The sequence below is a fragment of the Caulobacter sp. 05T431 genome (genome assembly GCF_056665975.1).
On record NZ_JBFTKU010000030.1, the window covers coordinates 1 to 19789 of the forward strand.

Genomic DNA, 19789 nt, shown 5'->3' on the forward strand with positions numbered 1-19789 from the left:
GGTCGCGAAGGTCGCGAACCAGGCCGGGTCGGTGTGGCCGTGCGGGCTGATGATCGGCAGGCCCTTGACCTGGCCGTACAGCGCCCTCGCGATCCCCCGCGTGCGCTCGTCGGCCGGGAACAGGCGGTCGTCGTGAAAAACCAGAGGCCGGGTCATGGAACTGCACCTGGAAAAAAGGGCGGCCGACGCCGGGACGCCGGCCGCAGGGGGAGGACGAACGAGGTTAGGGCAGGGGCGTCAGCCCCTCCGCGCGGACGGTCCAGCCGGACCTGGGGAAGCCGGGGGCCGGACCCTTGGAGCCGTCCCAGCCGGCGGCCATCATGCCGACGGCCAGCAGCAGGGAACCGTTGGACGGGAAGTAGGTCTCGGCGGCGCGGCGATAGCCCGGACCGTCGGGACCAGCCCCGCCGGGCGCGCCGGGCGTGAAGGCGATGGCGTGCTCGTCGGCATGGACCCGCGGCGTCATGCCGGTGACGCCCCACTGGTTGTTCTTCAGGTCCTTGAACAGCCAGTCGACCGCGTCCTCCGGCTGACCCAGGCGCGCGGCGGTCATGGCCACCATGGGAAAATCCCAGCCCCAGGTCTGGCGCAGGTCCCAGTGGGCCTCGGTGGCGGCCAGCGTCCGACGCATGGTCTCCGGATCGATCCGGTCGCCGCCGATCAGGCCGTAGGCCATCAGGAACGAGGGGTGGTCGCGGTTCTCGCACGCCCCCGTCGCGTGGCCGTCGCAGGCCGGCGAGGCGGCCTGGGTCCAGAGGTCGGGCGAGCTTTCGGTCGCCAGGTAGAGGCCGTCGCGCTGGGCCGCCGTCGACATCTTGGCGATGACCTCGTCCCACTGGGCTTCGCGCGGCAGGCCCCGGCGCACGCGCCAGGCCTGGGCGACCTGCAGGCCGCGCCGGAAGTACTCGACCTCGAAGGTCGGGTTCACGGTGGTCAGGGGGTCGTAGTTCTCCTGCACCGGGATGATCGGCGGACCCAGTACGTAGCGGCCGCTGGCGGCGTCCCAGCGCGGCCAGGCGGCCAGCAGGCGGGCGGTCTGGTCGACCACCTCGCCGTAGCGCGCCAGGGTCGCCGGGTCGGGACGGGCCCGGAAGGCCAGCTCGGCCATCAGGATCGGGTGCGGCTGCTGCCACATGATGAAGGGCGAGATGGAGCTGGGGCTGTTGCGGCCCTCGGGTCCGGCCATCTTCGGCCACCAGGCGCCGTCGATCCCGTGCCGCCGGGCCTCGGCCCGCGCCTTGGGCAGGTCGGCCAGGTACCAGGCCAGGCCGCGCTCCAGTTCGGCGGGGCGGCCCCAGGTGGCGAAATGGGCCGAGTGCCAGGGATGCATTTCCAGGTGGAACTTGCCGTTCCAGCTGTTGGAGAACAGGCCCTCCTCCTGGGGCGGGGTGTCGCCCGCGCCGTTCAGGGCCGACAGGTACTGCGACAACACTACCCGGCGCTCCAGCTCGGCGGCGCGGGGATCGGTGCTGCCGGTGAAGTCGACGACCCCGCCCTGGGTCCAGTAGTCACGCCAGTGGGCGGTGACGGCGTCGCGGGCCTGGGTGTAGGCGAGGGGCGGCGGGGCCTTCGCGGTTCGTGAAAAGCCGACCATCACCACCAGCCTGTCGCCGGCGCCCGGGCGCACCGTGAAGGCGTGGGGGCCGCTCGCCGCAATCGTCGCCCMGGCGGCGTCGATGCTGGAGCCGTAGACCGTGCCGTCCAGGCGTCGCGACAGGACCAAGTGGCCCGGCGCGCGGCCGGTGACGGTGGTCGTGTGGCGCTCGGGATGGCTCCAGTCCGACGGATCGGGATTGAGGTTCGCCGACACGCCGGGATAGCGCACCGTCACGCCCAGCCGGCTGGCCGCCACCAGGGGCGAGACGATCTCGACAAGCACGACGTCGCGGTCGGCCGCGACGCGGGTCTCCACGCGCACCGGCTGGCCGTCATAGACGAAGGTGCTGGTCAGGGCGCCGGTCCACAGGTCCAGGGTCTGGCGGGTCTGGGACAGGTCGGCGAAGGCGGCGGGGCGGCCCTGAGCGTCGCGCAGGTCCAGGCCGATGCGGCCCAGCGAGAAGTGGTGCGGGTTCTCGCGCAGCCAGGCGTCGGCGGGGTTGGGTTTCTCCAGCCCGCCCTTCATCCAGGCATAAGGCTGCTTGCCGCGTCCTGGGACATCGACCGGAACCAGCCCGTCGGCCTCGGTGTAGCCCTTGGGGTTCGGGAAGCTGTGCCACGACCACTGGGCCATGGTCAGCAGCGGGGCCAGGGGCGAGTACTGTTCGGGGAAGGTCTGCAGGCCGGTGATGTCGGCGGCGAACCCCAGCGACCCGTTGCCGACCATCATCGGCGCGTGCGGATCGACGGCGGTCAGGCTGGGGTCGTGGCGTGAGACCAGGGCGTGGCGGTCGATCGGCTGGGCGAGGGCGGGACCGGCGGCGGCCAGGGCGACGATGKCGGCCAGGGCGGCGAGGCGGATCATGGCGTCACCGCCTTGACCGTCACCCAGTCGAAGTCGGCGTTCCCCGGCTTGGCCTGGCCCGGGTCGCTGTAGGTGAACAGCGCCGGCCGCGCGCCCTTCCACCAGCTGAAGCGCAGCGGGGCGGGGCCGCCCAGAGCGACGAAGGTCTTGCCGCCATCCAGGCTGTAGCTGTAGCGCGCGGTCTGGTCGGCGACCTCGACCCGCAGGTCCAGGACCTTGGCGGGCAAGGCGGGACCGGGGCTTTCGACGCCCGCCGACGAGAAGGTCACCCGCGAGGCGCCGTCCTTGCGGACCACGCCGATCCAGCTGATCCCCTGACCGAACATCGCCAGGCCCGCGCGCTGGCCGTCGGCCAGGCCGCCGGCGTCAAGGCGCGTGGTGATCACCGAATGCTCGGCCTGCAGCACCTGGGTCAGGGTGTTGCGCGCCGAGACCAGGTTCGGAGCCGGGGCCGAGGCCAGGCGCAGGAAGCCGGGGCGCCGGGTCAGGCTCCAGCGGCGGTCGTCGGGATTGTGGTTCCACTCCCACTGCGGCCCCAGCCGGGGCGCGGCGAAGGTGTCGGAGGTCTGGGGCTGGACCGGCGGGAAGCGTCCCCGGACATCCGGCATGGCGTGCTGGGACACCGGCTGGCCGGCGGTCTCGTCGGGGCCGGCGCCGGGGATCGGCTCGCCCATCACCGGCCAGTCGTCCTTCCAGGACACCGGCTGCAGGTGGACGATGCGGCCATAGGCGCCGGCGCTGTTGAAGTGGAGGAACCAACCCTGGCCGGACGGGGTCTCGACCCAGCCGCCCTGGTGCGGGCCCTTCCAGGCGGTCCGGCCCGGCGCCAGCACCGCGCGGTGCTCGTAGGGTCCCCAGATGTTCCGTGAGCGGAGCACCGCCTGCGGGCCGGTCTCGACCCCGCCGATCGGCGCGAAGATGTAGTACCAGCCGTTGCGCTTGTAGAGCTTCGGCCCCTCCAGCACGGGCAGGGCCTCGGGGTCCTCGACGATAACCTTGCCGGCGTCCAGCACCGACTTGCCGTCGGACGCCATGCGGTGCAGCACCAGCGGCCCGGCCCCGACCTTACCGTGGATCAGATAGGCCTGGCCATCGTCGTCCCAGAAGGGGCAGGGGTCTTCCAGGCCCGCCTGGGCGATCACCGCGACCGGCGCGCTCCACGGTCCCTCGGGCCGCTTGGCGGTGGAGACGAAGATCCCCTCGTTGGGCGTGGGGAAGTAGACGTAGAACAGCCCGTCGTGATGGCGGATCGACGGGGCCCAGACGCCGCCGGCGTAGCGTTGGCCCACCGTCCGCTGGTCGCGCGGCATCCGCGCGCCCGTGTCGTCGGTGGGGACGGGGCCGGGCAGGTCGTATTCCGGCGCGAAGGTCAGCTTGGGCAGCACGTGGCCCAGGATCGTCCAGTGGACCAGATCCCGGGACTCCAGCACCGGCAGGCCCGGCGAGAAATGGAAGGTCGAGGCGACCATGTAGTAGCGGTCGCCGACCCGGATCACGTCCGGGTCCGAATAGTCGGCGTGCAGGATCGGATTGCGGTAGGTCGCCGCCGGCTGCGCGGCGGGGACCGGCGCGGCGGCCAGCGTCAGCGCCAGGGCGGATAGTCCCATAAGTCCAAGCGGCTTCACGCGCATCGCACAGGTCCCGTCAAAACGATCGAGGGCAGTCGGGCGCGCGCGGGACGGGGAAGGACCGCCGAACGGACGCGCGCCCGGGCCAGGAGGAAGCGTCGCGCGGTCCGGGGTGATCAGGCCCGGCCCCGCTCGAACAGAAACACACGCTTCCTCCAGACATTCCTAGAACTTCAGCTTGCCGCCCAGGAAGAAGGTGGTTCCCAGGACGTCGTAGGTGGCCGCGTAGGTGTTGGCCGACGGCGACGAGCTGCCCAGGACCGGTGGGTCCCGGTCGGCGATGTTGTTGACGCCGCCGTACACCTGGACGTTCTCGACGATGTCGTAGGTGAACGAGGCGTCGAAGTAGTTCTGGGCCGGCAGCTTGGGGTTGGTCAGGGTTTCCAGGCTCGGCACCGTCCCGCCCGCGCGCTTGGGCAGGATGTACTTGTCGGTCATCACCTCGCCCACATAGCGGTGGCGCAGGTTCAGGGTCAGCGGGCCGGTATGCCAGATCACCTGGGTGCCGCCCTTCCATTCGGGGATCGGCTGGCCGCAGGTCGGGCCGTAGGCGCCCACGCAGTAGTTCTTGATGTTCGGGAAGGCCTGGACGGGGGTCGAGGTGAACTCGTCCAGCCAGGTCCACTGGGTGGAGATCTCGAACCGGCTGTCCTGGCTCAGACCCGGGATGCCGAAGTCGGCGCTGAACCGGTAGTTGGCCACGAAGTCGACGCCGGCGGTCTTCAGGCCGCCGGTGTTGGCGTTGGTGATCGTCGCGTAATAGGGCGGGGCGATCTCGCCGGTGACCGGGTTGCGCTTGATCGCCTGGCAGAACTCGCTCTGGGCGTTCTGGACGATGTTGTAGCAGAGGTTGAGGGTGTTGTTCAGGCCGCCGCCCAGGGCCGAGATCGCGCCGTCCAGGTTGATGTTGAAGTAGTCGATGCTGACGGCCAGGCCGGGCAGGGCGCGCGGGGTGATGACCGCGCCGAACGTGTAGGTGTCGGACTTCTCGATCCCGACGTTCGGATTGCCGCCCTGCAGGTTGCCGATGATGGTGTTGGACTGCACGCCGGGCGTGAAGACCGCGGCGGCCGGGACGCCGGTGGCCACGCAGACGGCGCGGACGGCGGCGGTCTGCTGGGCGACGGGGGCGCGGCTCGAGCACGGATCGGTGGCCGCGTCGAAGCTCTGGGCCAGGCCGCCGTACAGTTCGCCGACGTTCGGGGCGCGGATGGCATGCTGGAACTGGCCGCGGAAGTTGACGTCCGAGGTCACCTGCCAGGCGCCGCCGACCGAATAGGTCCAGACCCCGCCCACGCCTTTCAGATTATAGTCCGAATAGCGGAAGGCGCCGTTGGCGCTGAGGTTCTTGACGAAGGGCAGGTCGGCCAGGATCGGCACGCGCGCTTCGCCGTAGACTTCCTTGACGATCGTGCTGCCGCCGGTCGGCAGGCCGGGGTTGAAGCCGACCACGTCGCCCGAGCGCAGGAACTCGTCGGGGGTGTAGCGGGCCGCGTTGTAGCGCCACTCGAAGCCGGTGGAGAAGTCGACCGGGCCGGCCGGGAGGCTGAAGGCCTCGCCCGACAGGTTGGCCGCCGCGACCTGCTGTTCGGCCTCGGTGATGTTGGTGGCCGCGATCGAGATCGCCTGGACCCCGGCCGTCGAGATGTTCGCCCCGAAGATGTTCAGCACCGGCGGGGCGCCGCCCACCGACAGCAGGTTGGCCTGGAAGCGGCTGCGCGAGGCGTTGCCCTCCTGGTGGTCGGTCTCGGAGGTGCGGGCGTAGGTGTAGTAGGCGTCGTAGCTGAGGTTGCGCAGGAAGCTGTCGGAGACGCTGCCCAGGTCGCCGCGCAGGCCGGCCGCGAAGCGCCAGACGTTGCGCTCGGCGTTGTTGCGGCGCAGGCCGATCTCGCGCAGGCGCCGGCCGACATTGATCACCGCCAGGCCGTCGCCGGCCACCGTGGTGCGGGTGGCGGTGCCGGTGGTCACCGTCGTGGTCCCCACCTCCTTCAGGTCCATCTGCCGGAGCACCTCCTGCATCTGGGGCGAGAGGTAGGGGTTGTTGGTGTTGAACAGGAACGGGCCGTTGATGTTGGTCGGCGCCAGCTGCATGTCGACGACGTTGTTGCTGAAGTGGCCCTCCAGGTAGCCCGTCATCCGGCTGTTGAAGTCGTAGTGGGTGAAGGCGTTCATCATCCAGCGCTTCTGCGGGATGATCAGGTAGTTGTCCGGACCCAGGTTGAAGTCGTCCTGCGGGGTCAGGGCGGGGCGGGCGGTGGCGCCGGCGGTGTCGAAGGTGAAGCCGCGCGAGCCCATGCCGCCCAGGCCGGCGGCGATCAGAGCCGCGTCCAGGCCCGGGGTCGAACCCGCGCCGCCGACGGTCGGCACGCCGGTGAAGCGGCCGTTGGGGATGTCGCCGCTGCCGCCGGCGATCAGGCCCATGCGGCCGCCGGCCTGGGCGCAGGTCTGGCCGGCCGGGATGGCAAGGGGCACGCCGGCCTTGCTCTTGCTGAACGAACCGGCGGTGACGCAGCCGTCCGACAGGGAGTCATAGGTCCAGTGGCCGCGCATACCGCGCGAGATGGCGCCGCGATCCAGGTAGTTGACCGAGACGACGGCGTTGCCGCGGCCCTCGGCGAAGTTGCCGCCCACCGTCAGGTCGAGGTTGTAGGTCGGGGTGGTGGTGTGGCTGTCCCAGCTGGTCTGGCCGTTGAGTTCGACGCCCTCGAAGTCGTCGCGCATGATGAAGTTGACGACGCCGGTGATGGCGTCCGAGCCGTAGACCGCCGACGATCCGCCGGTCACCACCTCGGTCTGCTTGATCAGCGAGACGGGGATCGTGTTGATGTCGGTGGTCTGGTCGGCGCCGGCGATGGCGAAGCGGCGGCCGTTGACCAGCACCAGGTTCCGCTGCGCCCCAAAGCCGCGCAGGTTCAGGGTGGCGGTGCCGCCGGGGACGGTGTTGGCGGTCTGGCCGTTGTTCTGCGAGCCCACGAACTGCGGGTTGGTGCCCAGCAGTTGCTCGGCGTTCACGGTGCCGGACAGCTTGAACTCCTCGGCCCCCACGACCGAGACCGGCGTGGGCGCGCTGAAGCCCCGCGAGGCCAGGCGCGAGCCGGTGACCACCACGGTCTCGACCGTCGCGGCGTCGTCGTTGGCGGTCGCCGGCGGTGTGGCCTGGGCCTGTGCCAGCGCTGGCACAAGCAGCAGCGCCGCGGCCAGGACGGCGGGCGAAGCCGCGCCGAAGTAGTGCTTGGTGTTCATGTCGTTCCCTCCTGAGGCGGCTCTTGGGGCCGCTCGTTGCGCATAAGGTTGGTTAGAAGGTCTGGCTGACGGTCCCGTCGAAGCGGTGATCCTCGAGCCAGCGGCCGCCGAAGCTCCGGAAGCCCGTGACCTGGTCCAGCGCGAAATTGGCCGGGGCCTTGGGCAGGCGGAGTCGGAAGAGGTCGATGTCCTGCACGTCCCGCATCCAGAAGGCGGGGCGGGCGTCCGACGCCTCGACCGCGATCTCGACGTTGCTCATCTCGATATTGCGGGCGTGGCGGATGAAGAAGCCGGAGGCGGGCAGGTCGCCGAACATGTCCGGGTCCGGATAGGCCTTGTCGGCCTCGGGGGGCTGGCGGCGGGCCAGCTCGGCCGAGCCGCCGCCCTGCGAGTGGAAGTAGACGTCGCTGATCTTGACGTCCTCGACCGGATGGCCGGCCACGCCGGCGATGATCGAGGGTTGGGGCGTGGCCCCATGGCTGATGATGTTCTGGATGGTGATCCGCCGCAGCTTGCCCACCTCGACCCCGGCCGGACCGCGCATGCGGCTGCCCAGGCGCAGGAACAGGGGCGGGAAGCCCAGGCCGCGCATGGTGATGTTGCTGATGGCGATGTCTTCGGTCAGCGCCCCGTCCATGGTCTCCAGGGCGATGCCGTAGCAGTGGTCGAACACGCAGTTGGTGATCGTGACGTTCTTGAAGCCGCCGTTCGACTCCGTGCCCAGCTTGATCCGGCCATAGCCGTGGAAGCCCGGCGGCATGGTCTTCCACGTGCCGTCGATCACCGAGCCCATCTCGTAGTTGCCGGTCAGCAGGCAGTCCGAGATCGTCAGGTTCTCGGTGGGGCGGGCGTAGCCTAAGGCGAACGAGCTCTTGGGGCAGATGCCGTCGTCCCAGGGCGAGTTGATCGTGCAGTTGGTGACCCGCACGTTGCGGCAGCAGTCGATGTCCAGGCCGTCGCGGTTGGTGTCGACGATCAGGTTGTCGATGGTCAGGTTGTCCACGCCCGTGGCCAGCAGGGCGAACCAGCCGCCTTGCAGGATCTTGAAGTCGCGCAGCAGCACGTTGCGGCAGGTCTTCAGGGCGATGGCCTTGTCGCCGACGCCGGGGCCGCTGACGTCCGGCGGATCGTCGGGGAAGCGGTGGCCGCGGGTCAGGCCCTTGCCCCAGATCAGGCCGGTCCCGACGATGGCGATGTCGTGCAGGCCCTCGCCGAAGATCAGGCTGTTGGTCCAGTGGCTGTGGCCGTAGTCCTGATAGGCGTTGCCGGCGCCGGGGCCGGGATCGTCATAGCCGTTGGGCGCGACACCGGTCGGGGCGGCGGCCAGCAGCACGGCCCCTTCGCCCAGATGCAGGGTGACCCGGCTCTTCAGGCGCAGGGTGTAGCAGGCGTAGGTCCCGGGCGGGAAATGCACCACCCCGCCGCCCTGGGCCGCGGCGGCGTCGATGGCCTTGTTGATGGCGGGGGAGTCGATGGCCGCGCCGTCGCCCACGGCGCCGAAGTCGCGGATGTTGAACCAGTKGGCGCTCGGGTCGGTGCGCTTGGCCCGAATATCTTGGGGTTGGGCGGAAGCAGGGGCGGCGGAAAACGCCGAGGCGCCGGCCAGGCCCGCGAGCACGAGCCCTCTTCGATCCAGTCTCATCCTGCGCTTTCCCCTCGTTGGAAACCTGTCTTCCGCAGGCTCGTTGCGGGCAGGAAACAGTCGGATACCAACGGTGTCAAATGATTTTGGTACCGGTAGCATTGAAAATGCCAGCGCTGGCACATGAACTGCTAGCGCTGGCAACGCTGTCAAAGGCGCGCTATGCCATATGGTGGGAAAACGGGAGGACTTGGGTGTCTCAAGGCGAATTCGGCGCGACGCTGTCGGTGACGATCGACGACGTGGCCCAGGCGGCGGGCGTCTCGATTCGCACCGTCTCGCGGGTCCTCAACAAGGCCTCCAATGTCGGCGAGGAGACCCGCAAGACGGTCCTGGAGACCATCGACCGGCTGGGCTACAGCCCCAGCATCCGCGCCCGGGCCCTGGCTTCGGGGCGCTCGTTCCTGATCGCGGTGGTGCAGGACGATCCCAACGCCCACGTGATCAGCGCCCTGCAGCGAGGCATCGTCGAGACCTGTTCGCGGCACGGCTACGAGCTGGTCGTCCACCCGGTGCGGTTCGGCGATCCCGAGGTGGCCGCCGACGTCGAGAGCTTCGTGCGGCGCTCGCGGGTGGACGGGCTGATCGTGCTGCCGCCCACCTCCGAGATCGCCGCCATCCCCGCGCGCCTGACCCAGCTGGGCGTGCCGTCGGTGGGCATCGCCTCGGTGTCGCTGCCGGAATATCCCTGCATGCTGGTCAGCGACGAGCGGGGGGCGACGTTCGAGCTGGGCCGCCGCCTGGTCGAGCTGGGCCATCGCCGGATCGCCATGATCGAAGGCCCGCCGCACTTCCGCTCGGCCCAGCAGCGCAAGGCCGGCTTCCTGGCGGCGCTGCCCGAGCCGATGCCCGAGGCCTATCTCCAGAAGGGCGACTACGGCTTCGAAAGCGGCCTGGCCGCCGCCGAGGCGCTGCTGTCCCTGGACCAGCCGCCCACCGCGATCTTCGCCTGCAACGACATCATGGCCGCGGCGGTGATCAAGGCCGCCCGCGAGCGCGGCGTCGACGTGCCGGGTCGGCTGTCGGTGGCCGGGTTCGACGGCAGCGACCTGGCCGCGATGATCACCCCGGCCCTGACCACGATCCGCCGCCCGCTGACCGAGATGGCCCGGCTGGCCACCGAGAGCCTGCTGGCCATGATCGACGACCCGAACGGCGCCTCGCCGCACGAGCCGATCGGTCTGACCCTGATCCAGCGCCAGTCAGTGGGCCCGGTTCCGGCCGCCGGCTAGAACCGCGCCTCCAGCCCCAGGCGGACCTCCCGCCCGGTGTGGTGCTGGTAGTTGGCCAGGTCGCCGCTGTCGGTGAACTGGCGCTGGGCGTTGTCCAGCAGGTTGCCGCCCGCCGCCGTCAGCCACCAGCCGCGCGCGATCCTGTAGCGGGCCGACAGGTCCAGGCTGGTGTAGGCGTTGACGCCGTCCACGTCGCCGCCGGTCGGGGCGGGGATGGCGGTCAGGTAGCGGCCGCGATGCGACAGGGTCGCGCGCAGGTCCAGGCCGTTGCGGCGATAGGCCGTGGTGATCGTGCCCACCACGCGCGGCGAGCCCAGGCTGTCGTGGGCGATGAACGGCGTCCCGTCCAGCGTCCAGAACCGCATGCGCGAGCGGGTGTAGGTGACGCCGCCCCGGACGCTCCAGCCGCGCAGCGCCGGCCGGATCCGGTCCAGCGGCGCCTGCAGCGCCAGCTCGATCCCGTCCAGGTGGCCGCCGCCCTCGTCGGTCCGCGTCAGGAACTGCCAGATCGGCAGGTCCGCCGCGCAGCCCGGCAGGCGGCCGCAGGCCGTGGTCGCGACGCTGTCGGGCAGGCCGAACGGATTGTCGGAGAACACCGAGGGCGCGGTCGAGGTGACCTGGACGCTGGAATGCAGGGTCTTGTGGAACACCGCCGCCGAGAGGATCGCGCCGGGGGCGAAGTACCATTCCAGGGCGGTGTCGAGGGTGTCGGCGCGGGCCGGGCGCAGGAACGGATCGCCGGCCGAGACCGTCCGCAGGCCGCCGGTCGAGACGTTGATCCCGGGGCGCAGGCTGCGCAGGTCCGGTCGGGCCATCACCCGCGCGGCGGCGAAGCGCAGCAGCAGGTCGTGGCGCGGCTCGACGGCCATGTTCAGCGACGGCAGCAGGTCGTCATAGTCCCGCGTCGCCGACACCGGGGCCACGAAGCCGGGCGCGGCGGGATCGGTCGTGAAGCCGTGAGAGGCTTGGCGGGTGTGGGCGTAGCGCAGGCCCAGGTCGCCGTGCAGCGACAGGACGGACGGAACCGCGAAGGCCGCCTGCAGATAGGCGGAGTTGTCGTGCTCCTCGACCGCGTAGTTGAGGCCCAGCAGCGGCTCGGGACCCAGGTCCAGCGCGCCGCACGCGCCAGACGCGCAGGCCGCCTGGAACAGGGCGAAGGCCTTGGCGACGTCCGGGGCCAGCCAGGCGTCGGGCGTGCCCGTCGCGGTGGCGAAACGGTCGGACCAGGCCTGGCGCAGATAGGCGGACGGCGGGATTGCCGCCAGGGCGGGCGGGATGTCGGCGTTGAGGTTGGCGATGCTGCCGTCTGACCGCGCCTTGGCCACGGCGTCGGTGCGATAGACCTTGTGCTGCACCCCGCCCCGCAGGGTCAGGACGCTGGAGGGCGTCCATTCCAGGTCGAGGCCGACGGTCTTGAAGCTGTTGTCGACCCAGTTGGGCTCGGAGCGCAGCTCGGCCAGGGTCAGGTTCGCGCCGGTCGTCAGGTCGGCCGAACCGAAGCCGATCAGGGGCCTCCGACGATCGCTGAAATCGTAGCGGAACCCCTGGACGTCGTACTGGTCCAGCTGGACCGTGGCCTGCAGCGGATTGCTGAAATCCGACCGACTGTAGCCGGCCAGGGCCTTCAGGGTCAGCTGGTCCGAAAGCCGCTGGCTGACCGACAGGGTGGTCTGGCGGAAGATGGTCTTCAGTCGGTCCAGCCGCGACTCGGCGCGGACGTCGACATTGTCGAACGTGCCGGCGACCAGCGCCGACAGGCCCGGTCGCGGGGTGACGATCTCGCCCTCGCGCACCCGGACCGCGGCCAGGCCGCAATCGGAATTGAGCGGCGTGCGGCAGGCGCCCGCCGTGCGGAAGGTGAAGCTCTCCAGCAGGTCCTCGCGCCGCTCCGAGGACAGCTCGGAATAGAGGACGTCCAGCGAGAGGTCGGTGCGGTCGGTCGGCCGCCATTGCAGGTTGCCGGTCAGGCCCAGCCGCTCCTGCTCGATGCTGAAGGCCTCCAGCCGGGGGATGCGGGGGTGGAGGGCGGCGTTCAGGGCGGCCAGGTCGGGCGTGCCGGGCGCGGCGGCGCCGAAGCCCGGATAGACCGTGTCGCCGGCCTGCCATTGTCCGGCGTTGGAGCCGACGTCGTTGACCGCCCGCTTGGCGTAGGCGGCCGAGACCAGGACCCCGAACCGGTCGTCCTGGCTACGGCGCGACAGGATCGCCGAGACGCGCGGCACGGCCTTGTCGCTGCCGAAGTTGTAGGCCGCCTCGACGGTCAGCTGGGCTCGCGAGCGGGGACCTTCCAGCGGCGAGCGGGTCTGCAGGTCCACGGTCGCGCCCAGCGAGCCCTCGTCGACATCGGCCGACGGGGTCTTCTGCACGCGGATCTGGTTGAAGAGGTCGCTGGCGAAGACGTTGAAGTCGAACGCCCGGCCGCGATTGGTGCCGCCGCCCGCGTTCGAGCCGCCGAAGGTGGCCAGGGTCTCCATGCCGTTGATGCGGACCCGGGTGAACTCGCTGCCCACCCCGCGCACGCTGACCTGCCGGCCTTCGCCGCCGTCGTTGGTGACCGCCACGCCGGGCAGCATCTGCATGGCGTTTCCCAGGCTCGGCTCGGCCAGGCCGCGCAGGTCGTCGGCCAGCAGGATGTCGCTGCTCTCGGCCGACAGGCGCTTGCGCCACAGCGCCTCGCTGGCGGCGTCGCGGGCGATCACCTGGACGGCGCCCAGGGCGGCGGGTTCCTTGTCCTCCGGTGGCGGGGGAGGACGGGGGAGGGCGATCGCGGGCGGGGGCGCGGCGGGGCGGATGCTGATGACCCCGTCGGCGCTKACCGAAAGGTCGAGGCCGGACCCGCGCAGCAGTCGCCGCGCCGCCTCGGCCGGCTCCAGGCGGCCGCGCACCGCCGGGGCCGACCGGCCCCGGACCAGGGCGGCGGGGGCGATGATGATGGCTCCCGTCTGGCGCGACAGGGCCAGCAGGGCGGTCGACAGCGGCTGGGCGGGCAGGTCGACGGGCCTGGCCGGCGCGGCCTGGACCATCGCCGGGACAAGGCTCAGGGCCAGCGCCGCCGAGAGGCCGGCCCGTCGGGGGCCGAGGCCGGCGACGCGGGTCTCACCGGGCATGAGGCTCCGGCGCGCCTTTCGGATCGGCGGCCACCAGGACCCGCCCGCCCTGGCCGTCGGGGATCAGGCGCACGGGCAGCACGCGCGGCAGTTCGGCGACGAAGCGGTCGGCCTGGGCGATGTCGAAGGCGGCGGTGACCTTCAGCCGGCCCGTCGCGGCCGAGCCGATGGCCAGCGGCCGCCGGCCGTAGCGGTTGAGGTCGGCGACCACCTCGGCCAGCGGCGCGTCCTCATAGGCCAGGCGGCCCTGACGCCAACCGCCGGCCAGGTCCGGCCGGGGCAGGGCGCCGACGGTCACGCCGCGCGCGTCGGCCAGCGCGGTCTGTCCGGCGCGCAGGGTGACCGGGCGGTCCGCGTCGCCGTCCGAGACCTGGACCACGCCCTGCTCGACCTCGACTCGCACGTGCCGGTCGGGGCCGTGGTGGACGTTGAACCGCGTGCCGACCACGCGCACCAGGGCGTCGCCGGCCTGGACGGTGAACGGATGGCCGTCCTGGTGGGCGACCACGAAGAAGGCCTCGCCGCGCTCCAGCGACAGGGCGCGGGGCCGCCAGCGCGAGGCGGCCCGCAGGCGCGAGGCCGGGGCCAGGGTGACCTGGCTGCCGTCGCTCAAGGCGATCTGGCGGGTCTCGCCCGGCCGCGTGTCGTAGGCGGGGCCGGGGAGGGCGAGGACGGCCAGCGCCACGCAGGCCGCCAGCAGGGCGCCGGCGGCGGCAAGGGCCGGAACCCGCCAGGGCGAGGGGCGGCGCGCGGCGGGGCGCGCCGCGGCCGGGGCGACGCCCAGGCTCCCCAGGTCGCCCAGCATCAGGACCACGCCTTCGGCCTCTTCATAGGCGCGACGGTGCAGCGGGTCGGCGTCCAGCCAGGCGCCGAACAGCCGCGACCGCTCGGGCGGGAAGTCCTCGCCCGCCACCGCCAGGGCCCAGGCTCGGGCGGTCCGGCCGATCGGCGAGTCAGGATCGACGGCTTCGTTCACGCGACAGTCCTCGGTAATCGGCGGTTCCATGGATCAGGGCGCGCTGGCAGACGGCCAGGGCCTCCTCGACGGTCTTGCGGACCAGCGACTGCGAGACGCCGAAGCGCTCGGCGATCGCCACGAAGCTCTGGCCGTCCAGGCGGTTGGCCAGCAGGTATTGGCGGTGCCGGTCGGGCAGGCCCTGCACCACCTTCTCCAGCAGGCCCATCTGCTGCTTGGCGATCAGGCTGCGCTCCAGGTCCGGGGCCTCCTCGGCGTCGATGGCCAGCAGCGGGGCCGAGGCGTCGAGGTTCCGGCTGGCGCGGGCCAGCCCGCGGCGTTCGTCCAGCATCAGGTTGATCGCCACGCGGAACACGAAGGCCCGGGGGCTTTCCAGCCGCTCGGCGCCCTCCAGTTCGCCCAGCTTGAAGAAGGCCTGCTGGGCCACGTCCTCCGGGTCGGGCGGACCCGGCCCGAACCGCGCGCGCAGGAAGGCGCAGACGTCGCGCCATTCGCGGGCATAGGTCGCCGAATAGGACGGGCGGTCGCGCCATCGGCCTTCGACGCGGTCCGGCCCGCTGCGGTCGGGCCTGACGATTCGAAGCTTGGGCGTCTTCGCCTCGAACACCGGTGCTCCCCAGTCGCGTCGGTTCTTTTTCTTGAGGGCGCGACGATGAGGGGGAAGGGCCCCGCGATCAACCGGAAGCGAAAAAAATCGGGGCGATGCGGATTTTCTTGTGCGGATCGACACGTCGAAATCGTCGTTTCTATCGACTCTGTAAAAGGGAAAAATATTCAGCAATTTTAGTATGATACCGCTAACTTTTCCTCTTTTCTCCGCGTTCTCGCCATGTCTATCCTAATGACACCGGTGACAAAAGGCCGGACCAAAAATGGCGGCCCGCGAACCGCCAGGACGAACTGGGGAGGAAGAGTCCATGACCACCATGCATCCGCACACCCGCGCCCTGTTGCGCGATTCATCGCGCTTGGCGCTGACGGCCGCCGTCACGGCGGGCCTTTCGATGGGCCTCGCGGCGACCGCCGCCTACGCCCAGACCGCCGAGGCCCAGACCGCTCCGGCCGCCGCCGTCGAGAACACCGTCGACGAGGTCGTCGTCACCGGCTACCGCGCCTCGCTGCGCAGCGCGATGGAGACCAAGAAGACCTCGGACGTCATGCTGGACGCCATCAACGCCGAGGACATCGCCGACTTCCCGGATTCGAACCTGGCCGAGTCCCTGCAGCGCCTGCCCGGCATCTCGATCGACCGCGACAACGGCGAAGGCCGCACGATCAGCGTCCGCGGCCTGAGCGGCGACTTCAGCCGCGTGCGGATCAACAACATGGAGGCGCTGTCGACCGGCGCGGCCAACGACTCCGGCTCCAGCCCCAACCGCTCGCGGGCCTTCGATTTCAACGCCTTCGCCTCGGAGCTGTTCAGCTCGGTGCGGGTGACCAAGTCGTCGTCGGCCTCGGCGGACGAAGGCTCGCTGGGCGCGACGGTCGACCTGATCACCGGCAAGCCGTTCGACTACAAGGGCGCCGCGTTCGCGGCCTCGGCCGAGGACTCCTATTACGAGAACGGCAAGACCCACAGCCCGCGCCTGACCGCCCTGGCCTCCGACCGGTGGTTCGACGGCAAGGTCGGCATGCTGGTTTCGGGCGCCTACGCCAAGCGCAAGTCGGTGGACGACAGCTACGCCCGCGGCGGCGGCTCGTCCGACTACACCTATCGCGGCTCGACCTGGACCGGCGACGAACTGCCCGGCCGCGCCGGCTTCGCCGCCCCGACCGGCACGATCTTCCGCGCCCTGATCCCGACCACCCTGACGGGCGCGGCGCTGGACGCCTACAAGGCCAACCCGGCCAACTACTACAACCCGCTGGCCAACCCGGCCGCCTATGCCGAGATGACCGGCTCGGACCCGGTGGCCTACGCCAAGCTCTATCCGAACTGTTCGGCCGCCGCGGGCCAGCCGATCCAGACCCTCACCCCGACCTCGCCGGGCTGCAACGACTCGCTGATCCGCTTCCCGGCCTTGCCGTCGCTGACCGAAAAGGACGTCGACACCGAGCGCCTGGGCCTGACCGCCGCGTTCCAGGTCGAGATCAGCGAACGCACCAAGCTGACGGTCGACGCCCTCTACTCGCGCTTCAAGAGCGTGACCACCAACTACGGTCTCTCGCCCGTCGGCCTGAACCGCAACAACACCAACGCCAGCTACCAGTACGGCGCGAACGTGCCCACGGCGACCGCGCGGGCTGGCACCGCCATGACGGCGGCCCAGCGCCGCGCGCTCTATCCCGGCACCTGCACCTTCGCGGACGAGACCGATCTGAACCCGGGCCAGGACTGCGGCCAGTCGCTGTACGGCACGACGCCCCTGCCGGGCTACAGCTTCAGCTACTCGCCCTACAATCTCGATCCGTACGAGTACTACACCAACCCGCTGTCGCCGGGTTATGCCGGACCCGAGGCCTCGCTGCMGTTCCGCGGCGACCTGATCGGCCGTCCGTCGGTCAGGCTGCTGGACGCCGAGGTCGTCGGCCAGAACGCCGAATATCTGAAGCTGGGCAACATCGACTGGCGCTCGTACGCCGACCGCGGCGCCTACACGACCGACTTCAAGCAGGTGTCGCTCGATCTGACCCACGAGTTCAGCGACAAGTTCCGCGGCCAGTTCAGCGCCGGCCTGTCGGAGTCCAAGAACGACAACCAGGGCACCCTGGTCGAGTTCAACTACATGGACGCCCAGGAGGCCTTCATCTTCGACGAGCGCGGCGCCACGGGCATGCCGCGGTTCGACGCGGGCTTCAACGCCGCCGATCCCAAGAAGTGGGGGATCATCAAGGGCTTCTCGGCCATGCGCAATTACAAGCGCGAGACCGACAACACCTACAAGGGCGCCAAGGCCGACTTCACCTACGAGGTCGACGACAACTGGTCGGTGAAGTTCGGCGCCACCGGGCGCAAGTACGAGTTCAGCACCAACCAGTTCGAGCGCAACAGCGACCTGCTGAACCCCACCGAGAAGGAAGCCGGCGTCAGCATCGCCTCGCTGGGCCAGGTCATCGAGTTCGGCCAGGGCCTGGACGTGCCGGAAGGCACGACGACCAGCTTCTTCGCGCCCAGCCTGGAAGCCTTCGACAAGGTCTTCGGCTTCACCTGCAACTGCATCAACAAGTACGGCGACTACCGCATCACGCGGAAGCGCAACCGCTCGGCCTCGTTCGCGGTGAGCGAGAAGAACTACGCCTATTACGCCGAGTTCGACTTCAACTACGACGTCCTGGACGGGCGTCGCCTGTCGGGCAACATCGGCGTCCGCCAGACCCACACCGCCGTGGACGCCCAAGGCGAAACCACCGCCGGCCGGCCGATCTACGGCGGCAACACCTATGACGACACCCTGCCGTCGGGCAACGTGACGTTCGAGGCCTTCCACAACTTCTACATCCGCGCCGCGGCGGCCAAGGTCATGGCCCGTCCGCTGCTGGGCAACCTGTCGCCGGCCGTGACCGGCATCAGCGTCCCGGGCGACGGCTCGACGACCGGCGGCACGCTGACGGTGGGCAATCCCAAGCTGTCGCCGTTCCGCGGCGAGGCCTACGACCTGGCGGCCGAGTGGTACTTCCGCCCGGGCGGCCTGATCAGCCTGGCCTACTTCCGCAAGGACATCTCGTCGTACCCGCAGACGATCTTCTACGAAGCGCCGCTGACCGAGTTCCTCGACGCCGACGCGATCACGGCGCTGAAGGCCCAGTTCCCGGGCGCGACCGGCTCCGACGTGCTGCGCCGGGCCTATATCGACGCCAACTATCCGTTCCTGGCCCGCCAGGTCCGCGACGCGCCGGGCGGGGTCCTCCAGGGCTGGGAGTTCAACTTCCAGCAGGACCTGACCTTCCTGCCCTGGTACTTCAAGAACCTGGGCATCCAGTTCAACGCCACCAAGCTGGACACCGAGCTGACCTACATCCTGGATCCGGGAGCGGTGAACGCCACGACCGGCGTGGTCACCAAGGCGCCGACCTACGGCAAGGCGCCGTGGCTGGGCTCGTCGCCGCAGGGCATCAACTTCACGCTCTACTACGAGACCGACAAGTTCAACGCCCGCGTCTCCACGGCCTATCGCGACCAGTACTACACCAGCTATCCGCTGGCGGCGGGCAACTGCGATCCGGGCCTGCAATCCACCGGCGCGGCGTGCGACAGCCCGCTGATCAACGAGTTCAACGGCGCCAAGTCGACCATGAACGTCGACTTCTCGATGCGCTACTCGCCGATCGAGCAGGTCAGCATCACGTTCGAGGCGCTGAACATCACCAACGAGATGTCCGAACGGTTCAGCTACAACGACCCGGTCATCCAGTCCTACGGCGGCGCCGGCCCCAACTACCGGATCGGCGTCCGCTACAAGTACTGACCCCATTCGGCGCGGTCGCCCGGCGTCGAGCCGGCGCGATCGCGGCCGATCGCCAAGCCGCCTCCCGCGGTGACTTCGGCGGATGGCCGTTCTTCCCGGCCGTCCGTCACCTTTTCTCCAGTACCGAGTCCGGAGTCGACGGATGCGTTTCACGGCCCTTGTCCTCGCCGCCGGCCTGGCGGTCGGTTCCGTCTCCGGCGCCTGGGCCCAGACGCCGGTTCCGAGCCCGCCGCCGCACTTCAACGCGATCAAGATCGTGCTGGTCGGCGACTCCACGACGGCCGTCCAGGGCGGCTGGGGCCCCAGTTTCTGCGCCAAGCACGTGACCTCGTTCGCCGCCTGCATCAATCTGGCCCGGGGCGGCCGCAGCAGCGGCAACTACCGGACGGAAGGATCGTGGGCCTTGGCGATGGACGAGATCAGGTCGGGCGGGTTCAACGACACCTATGTGCTGGTCCAATTCGGCCACAACGACCAACCCGGCAAGCCGGGACGCTCGACCGACCTGGCCACCGAATTCCCGGCCAATCTGAAGGCCTATGTCGCGGACATCCGCGCGGCCGGCGGCAAGCCGGTGCTGGTCACGCCCCTGACCCGCCGCCAGTTCAAGGACGGCCTGCTGGTCGACGACCTGGCGCCCTGGGCCGAGGCGGTCCGCAAGGTCGCGGCCGAGACCGGGACGCCCCTGGTCGACCTGCACGCCGACAGTCATGCGGCCGTCCAGGCGATGGGCGCGGCCGAGGCGACGCGCTTCGCTCAGCGCCCGCCGGCGCCCCACGTGCTGGAAGCGGCCCGGACGGGCACGACCATCGCCGCCKACACCCCCGCGCCCGGAACCGTCGCGACGCCGGCTGTCGCCGCGCCCGCGCCGGCCGCCCAGAACAACGCCGCCGTCGAGCCGATGGGCCAGGCCAAGCTGTCGTTCGACTACACCCATCTGGGCGAGACAGGCGCGGACTATTTCGCGACCATGGTCACCGCCGACCTGGCCAAGGCCGTCCCGACCCTGCGCCGCTTCCTGATCCCCTAGCTTTCGCGTCACGAGGACCTCGCCKTGCGGCTGACCCGTAGAACCACCCTGGCGCTGGCCGCCG

The 19789-nt window shown here is 70.4% G+C and carries 10 protein-coding genes and 1 pseudogene; 3 read left to right on the forward strand and 8 right to left on the reverse strand.

Annotation, left to right across the window (positions count from 1 at the left end):
* From AC1U89_RS22310 to AC1U89_RS22330, 5 genes and pseudogenes are all read right to left on the reverse strand, one after another.
* A pseudogene (locus tag AC1U89_RS22310) lies at positions 1–156 on the reverse strand (glucuronate isomerase); the annotation flags it as partial.
* A gap of 67 nt (positions 157–223) precedes the next feature.
* Positions 224–2461 (reverse strand): hypothetical protein, encoded by a 2238-nt coding sequence (locus tag AC1U89_RS22315; RefSeq protein WP_479901830.1) that lies wholly within the window; start codon positions 2459–2461, stop codon positions 224–226.
* Complete coding sequence (locus tag AC1U89_RS22320; RefSeq protein WP_479901831.1) at positions 2458–4068, reverse strand: glycoside hydrolase family 43 protein; 1611 nt, start codon at positions 4066–4068, stop codon at positions 2458–2460. The genes AC1U89_RS22315 and AC1U89_RS22320 overlap by 4 nt, the downstream gene beginning before the upstream one ends.
* Positions 4069–4254: 186 nt before the next feature.
* On the reverse strand, positions 4255–7332 hold the full coding sequence (locus AC1U89_RS22325) for a TonB-dependent receptor domain-containing protein (RefSeq protein WP_479901832.1): 3078 nt from the start codon (positions 7330–7332) through the stop codon (positions 4255–4257).
* 52 nt (positions 7333–7384) lie between these two features.
* Complete coding sequence (locus AC1U89_RS22330; protein ID WP_479901833.1) at positions 7385–8950, reverse strand: rhamnogalacturonidase; 1566 nt, start codon at positions 8948–8950, stop codon at positions 7385–7387.
* Between the two features lie 218 nt (positions 8951–9168).
* On the opposite strand from AC1U89_RS22330, the gene AC1U89_RS22335 reads away from it, so the two are divergent.
* Positions 9169–10206, forward strand: a complete 1038-nt coding sequence (locus AC1U89_RS22335) for a LacI family DNA-binding transcriptional regulator (RefSeq protein ID WP_479901834.1) — start codon at positions 9169–9171, stop codon at positions 10204–10206.
* On the opposite strand, the gene AC1U89_RS22340 is transcribed toward AC1U89_RS22335, so the two are convergent.
* From AC1U89_RS22340 to AC1U89_RS22350, 3 genes are read right to left on the reverse strand one after another with little or no spacing between them, the layout of a single operon-like run.
* Positions 10203–13313, reverse strand: coding sequence for a TonB-dependent receptor (locus tag AC1U89_RS22340; RefSeq protein WP_479901835.1), 3111 nt, complete (start codon positions 13311–13313; stop codon positions 10203–10205). The genes AC1U89_RS22335 and AC1U89_RS22340 overlap by 4 nt on opposite strands.
* Positions 13303–14289 (reverse strand): FecR family protein, encoded by a 987-nt coding sequence (locus AC1U89_RS22345; RefSeq protein WP_479901836.1) that lies wholly within the window; start codon positions 14287–14289, stop codon positions 13303–13305. Before AC1U89_RS22345 ends, AC1U89_RS22340 begins: the two co-directional genes overlap by 11 nt.
* Positions 14267–14896 (reverse strand): sigma-70 family RNA polymerase sigma factor, encoded by a 630-nt coding sequence (locus tag AC1U89_RS22350; RefSeq protein ID WP_479901837.1) that lies wholly within the window; start codon positions 14894–14896, stop codon positions 14267–14269. The genes AC1U89_RS22345 and AC1U89_RS22350 overlap by 23 nt, the downstream gene beginning before the upstream one ends.
* Positions 14897–15206: 310 nt before the next feature.
* Between AC1U89_RS22350 and AC1U89_RS22355 the strand changes: the two genes are divergently transcribed.
* Together AC1U89_RS22355 and AC1U89_RS22360 are read left to right on the forward strand one after the other, a co-directional pair.
* Complete coding sequence (locus tag AC1U89_RS22355) at positions 15207–18695, forward strand: TonB-dependent receptor domain-containing protein (protein ID WP_479901838.1); 3489 nt, start codon at positions 15207–15209, stop codon at positions 18693–18695.
* Between the two features lie 142 nt (positions 18696–18837).
* The gene (locus AC1U89_RS22360; protein ID WP_479901839.1) at positions 18838–19725 is read left to right on the forward strand and encodes a rhamnogalacturonan acetylesterase; all 888 of its coding nucleotides are present in this window, start codon (positions 18838–18840) and stop codon (positions 19723–19725) included.
* The last annotated feature ends 64 nt before the right edge of the window (positions 19726–19789 follow it).

Bases quoted from the DNA above. Each gene is read 5' to 3' on its own strand.
- AC1U89_RS22325 (WP_479901832.1), bottom strand. From the start codon at position 7,332: ATGAACACCAAGCACTACTTCGGCGCGGCTTCGCCCGCCGTCCTGGCC.
- AC1U89_RS22320 (WP_479901831.1), bottom strand. From the start codon at position 4,068: ATGGGACTATCCGCCCTGGCGCTGACGCTGGCCGCCGCGCCGGTCCCC.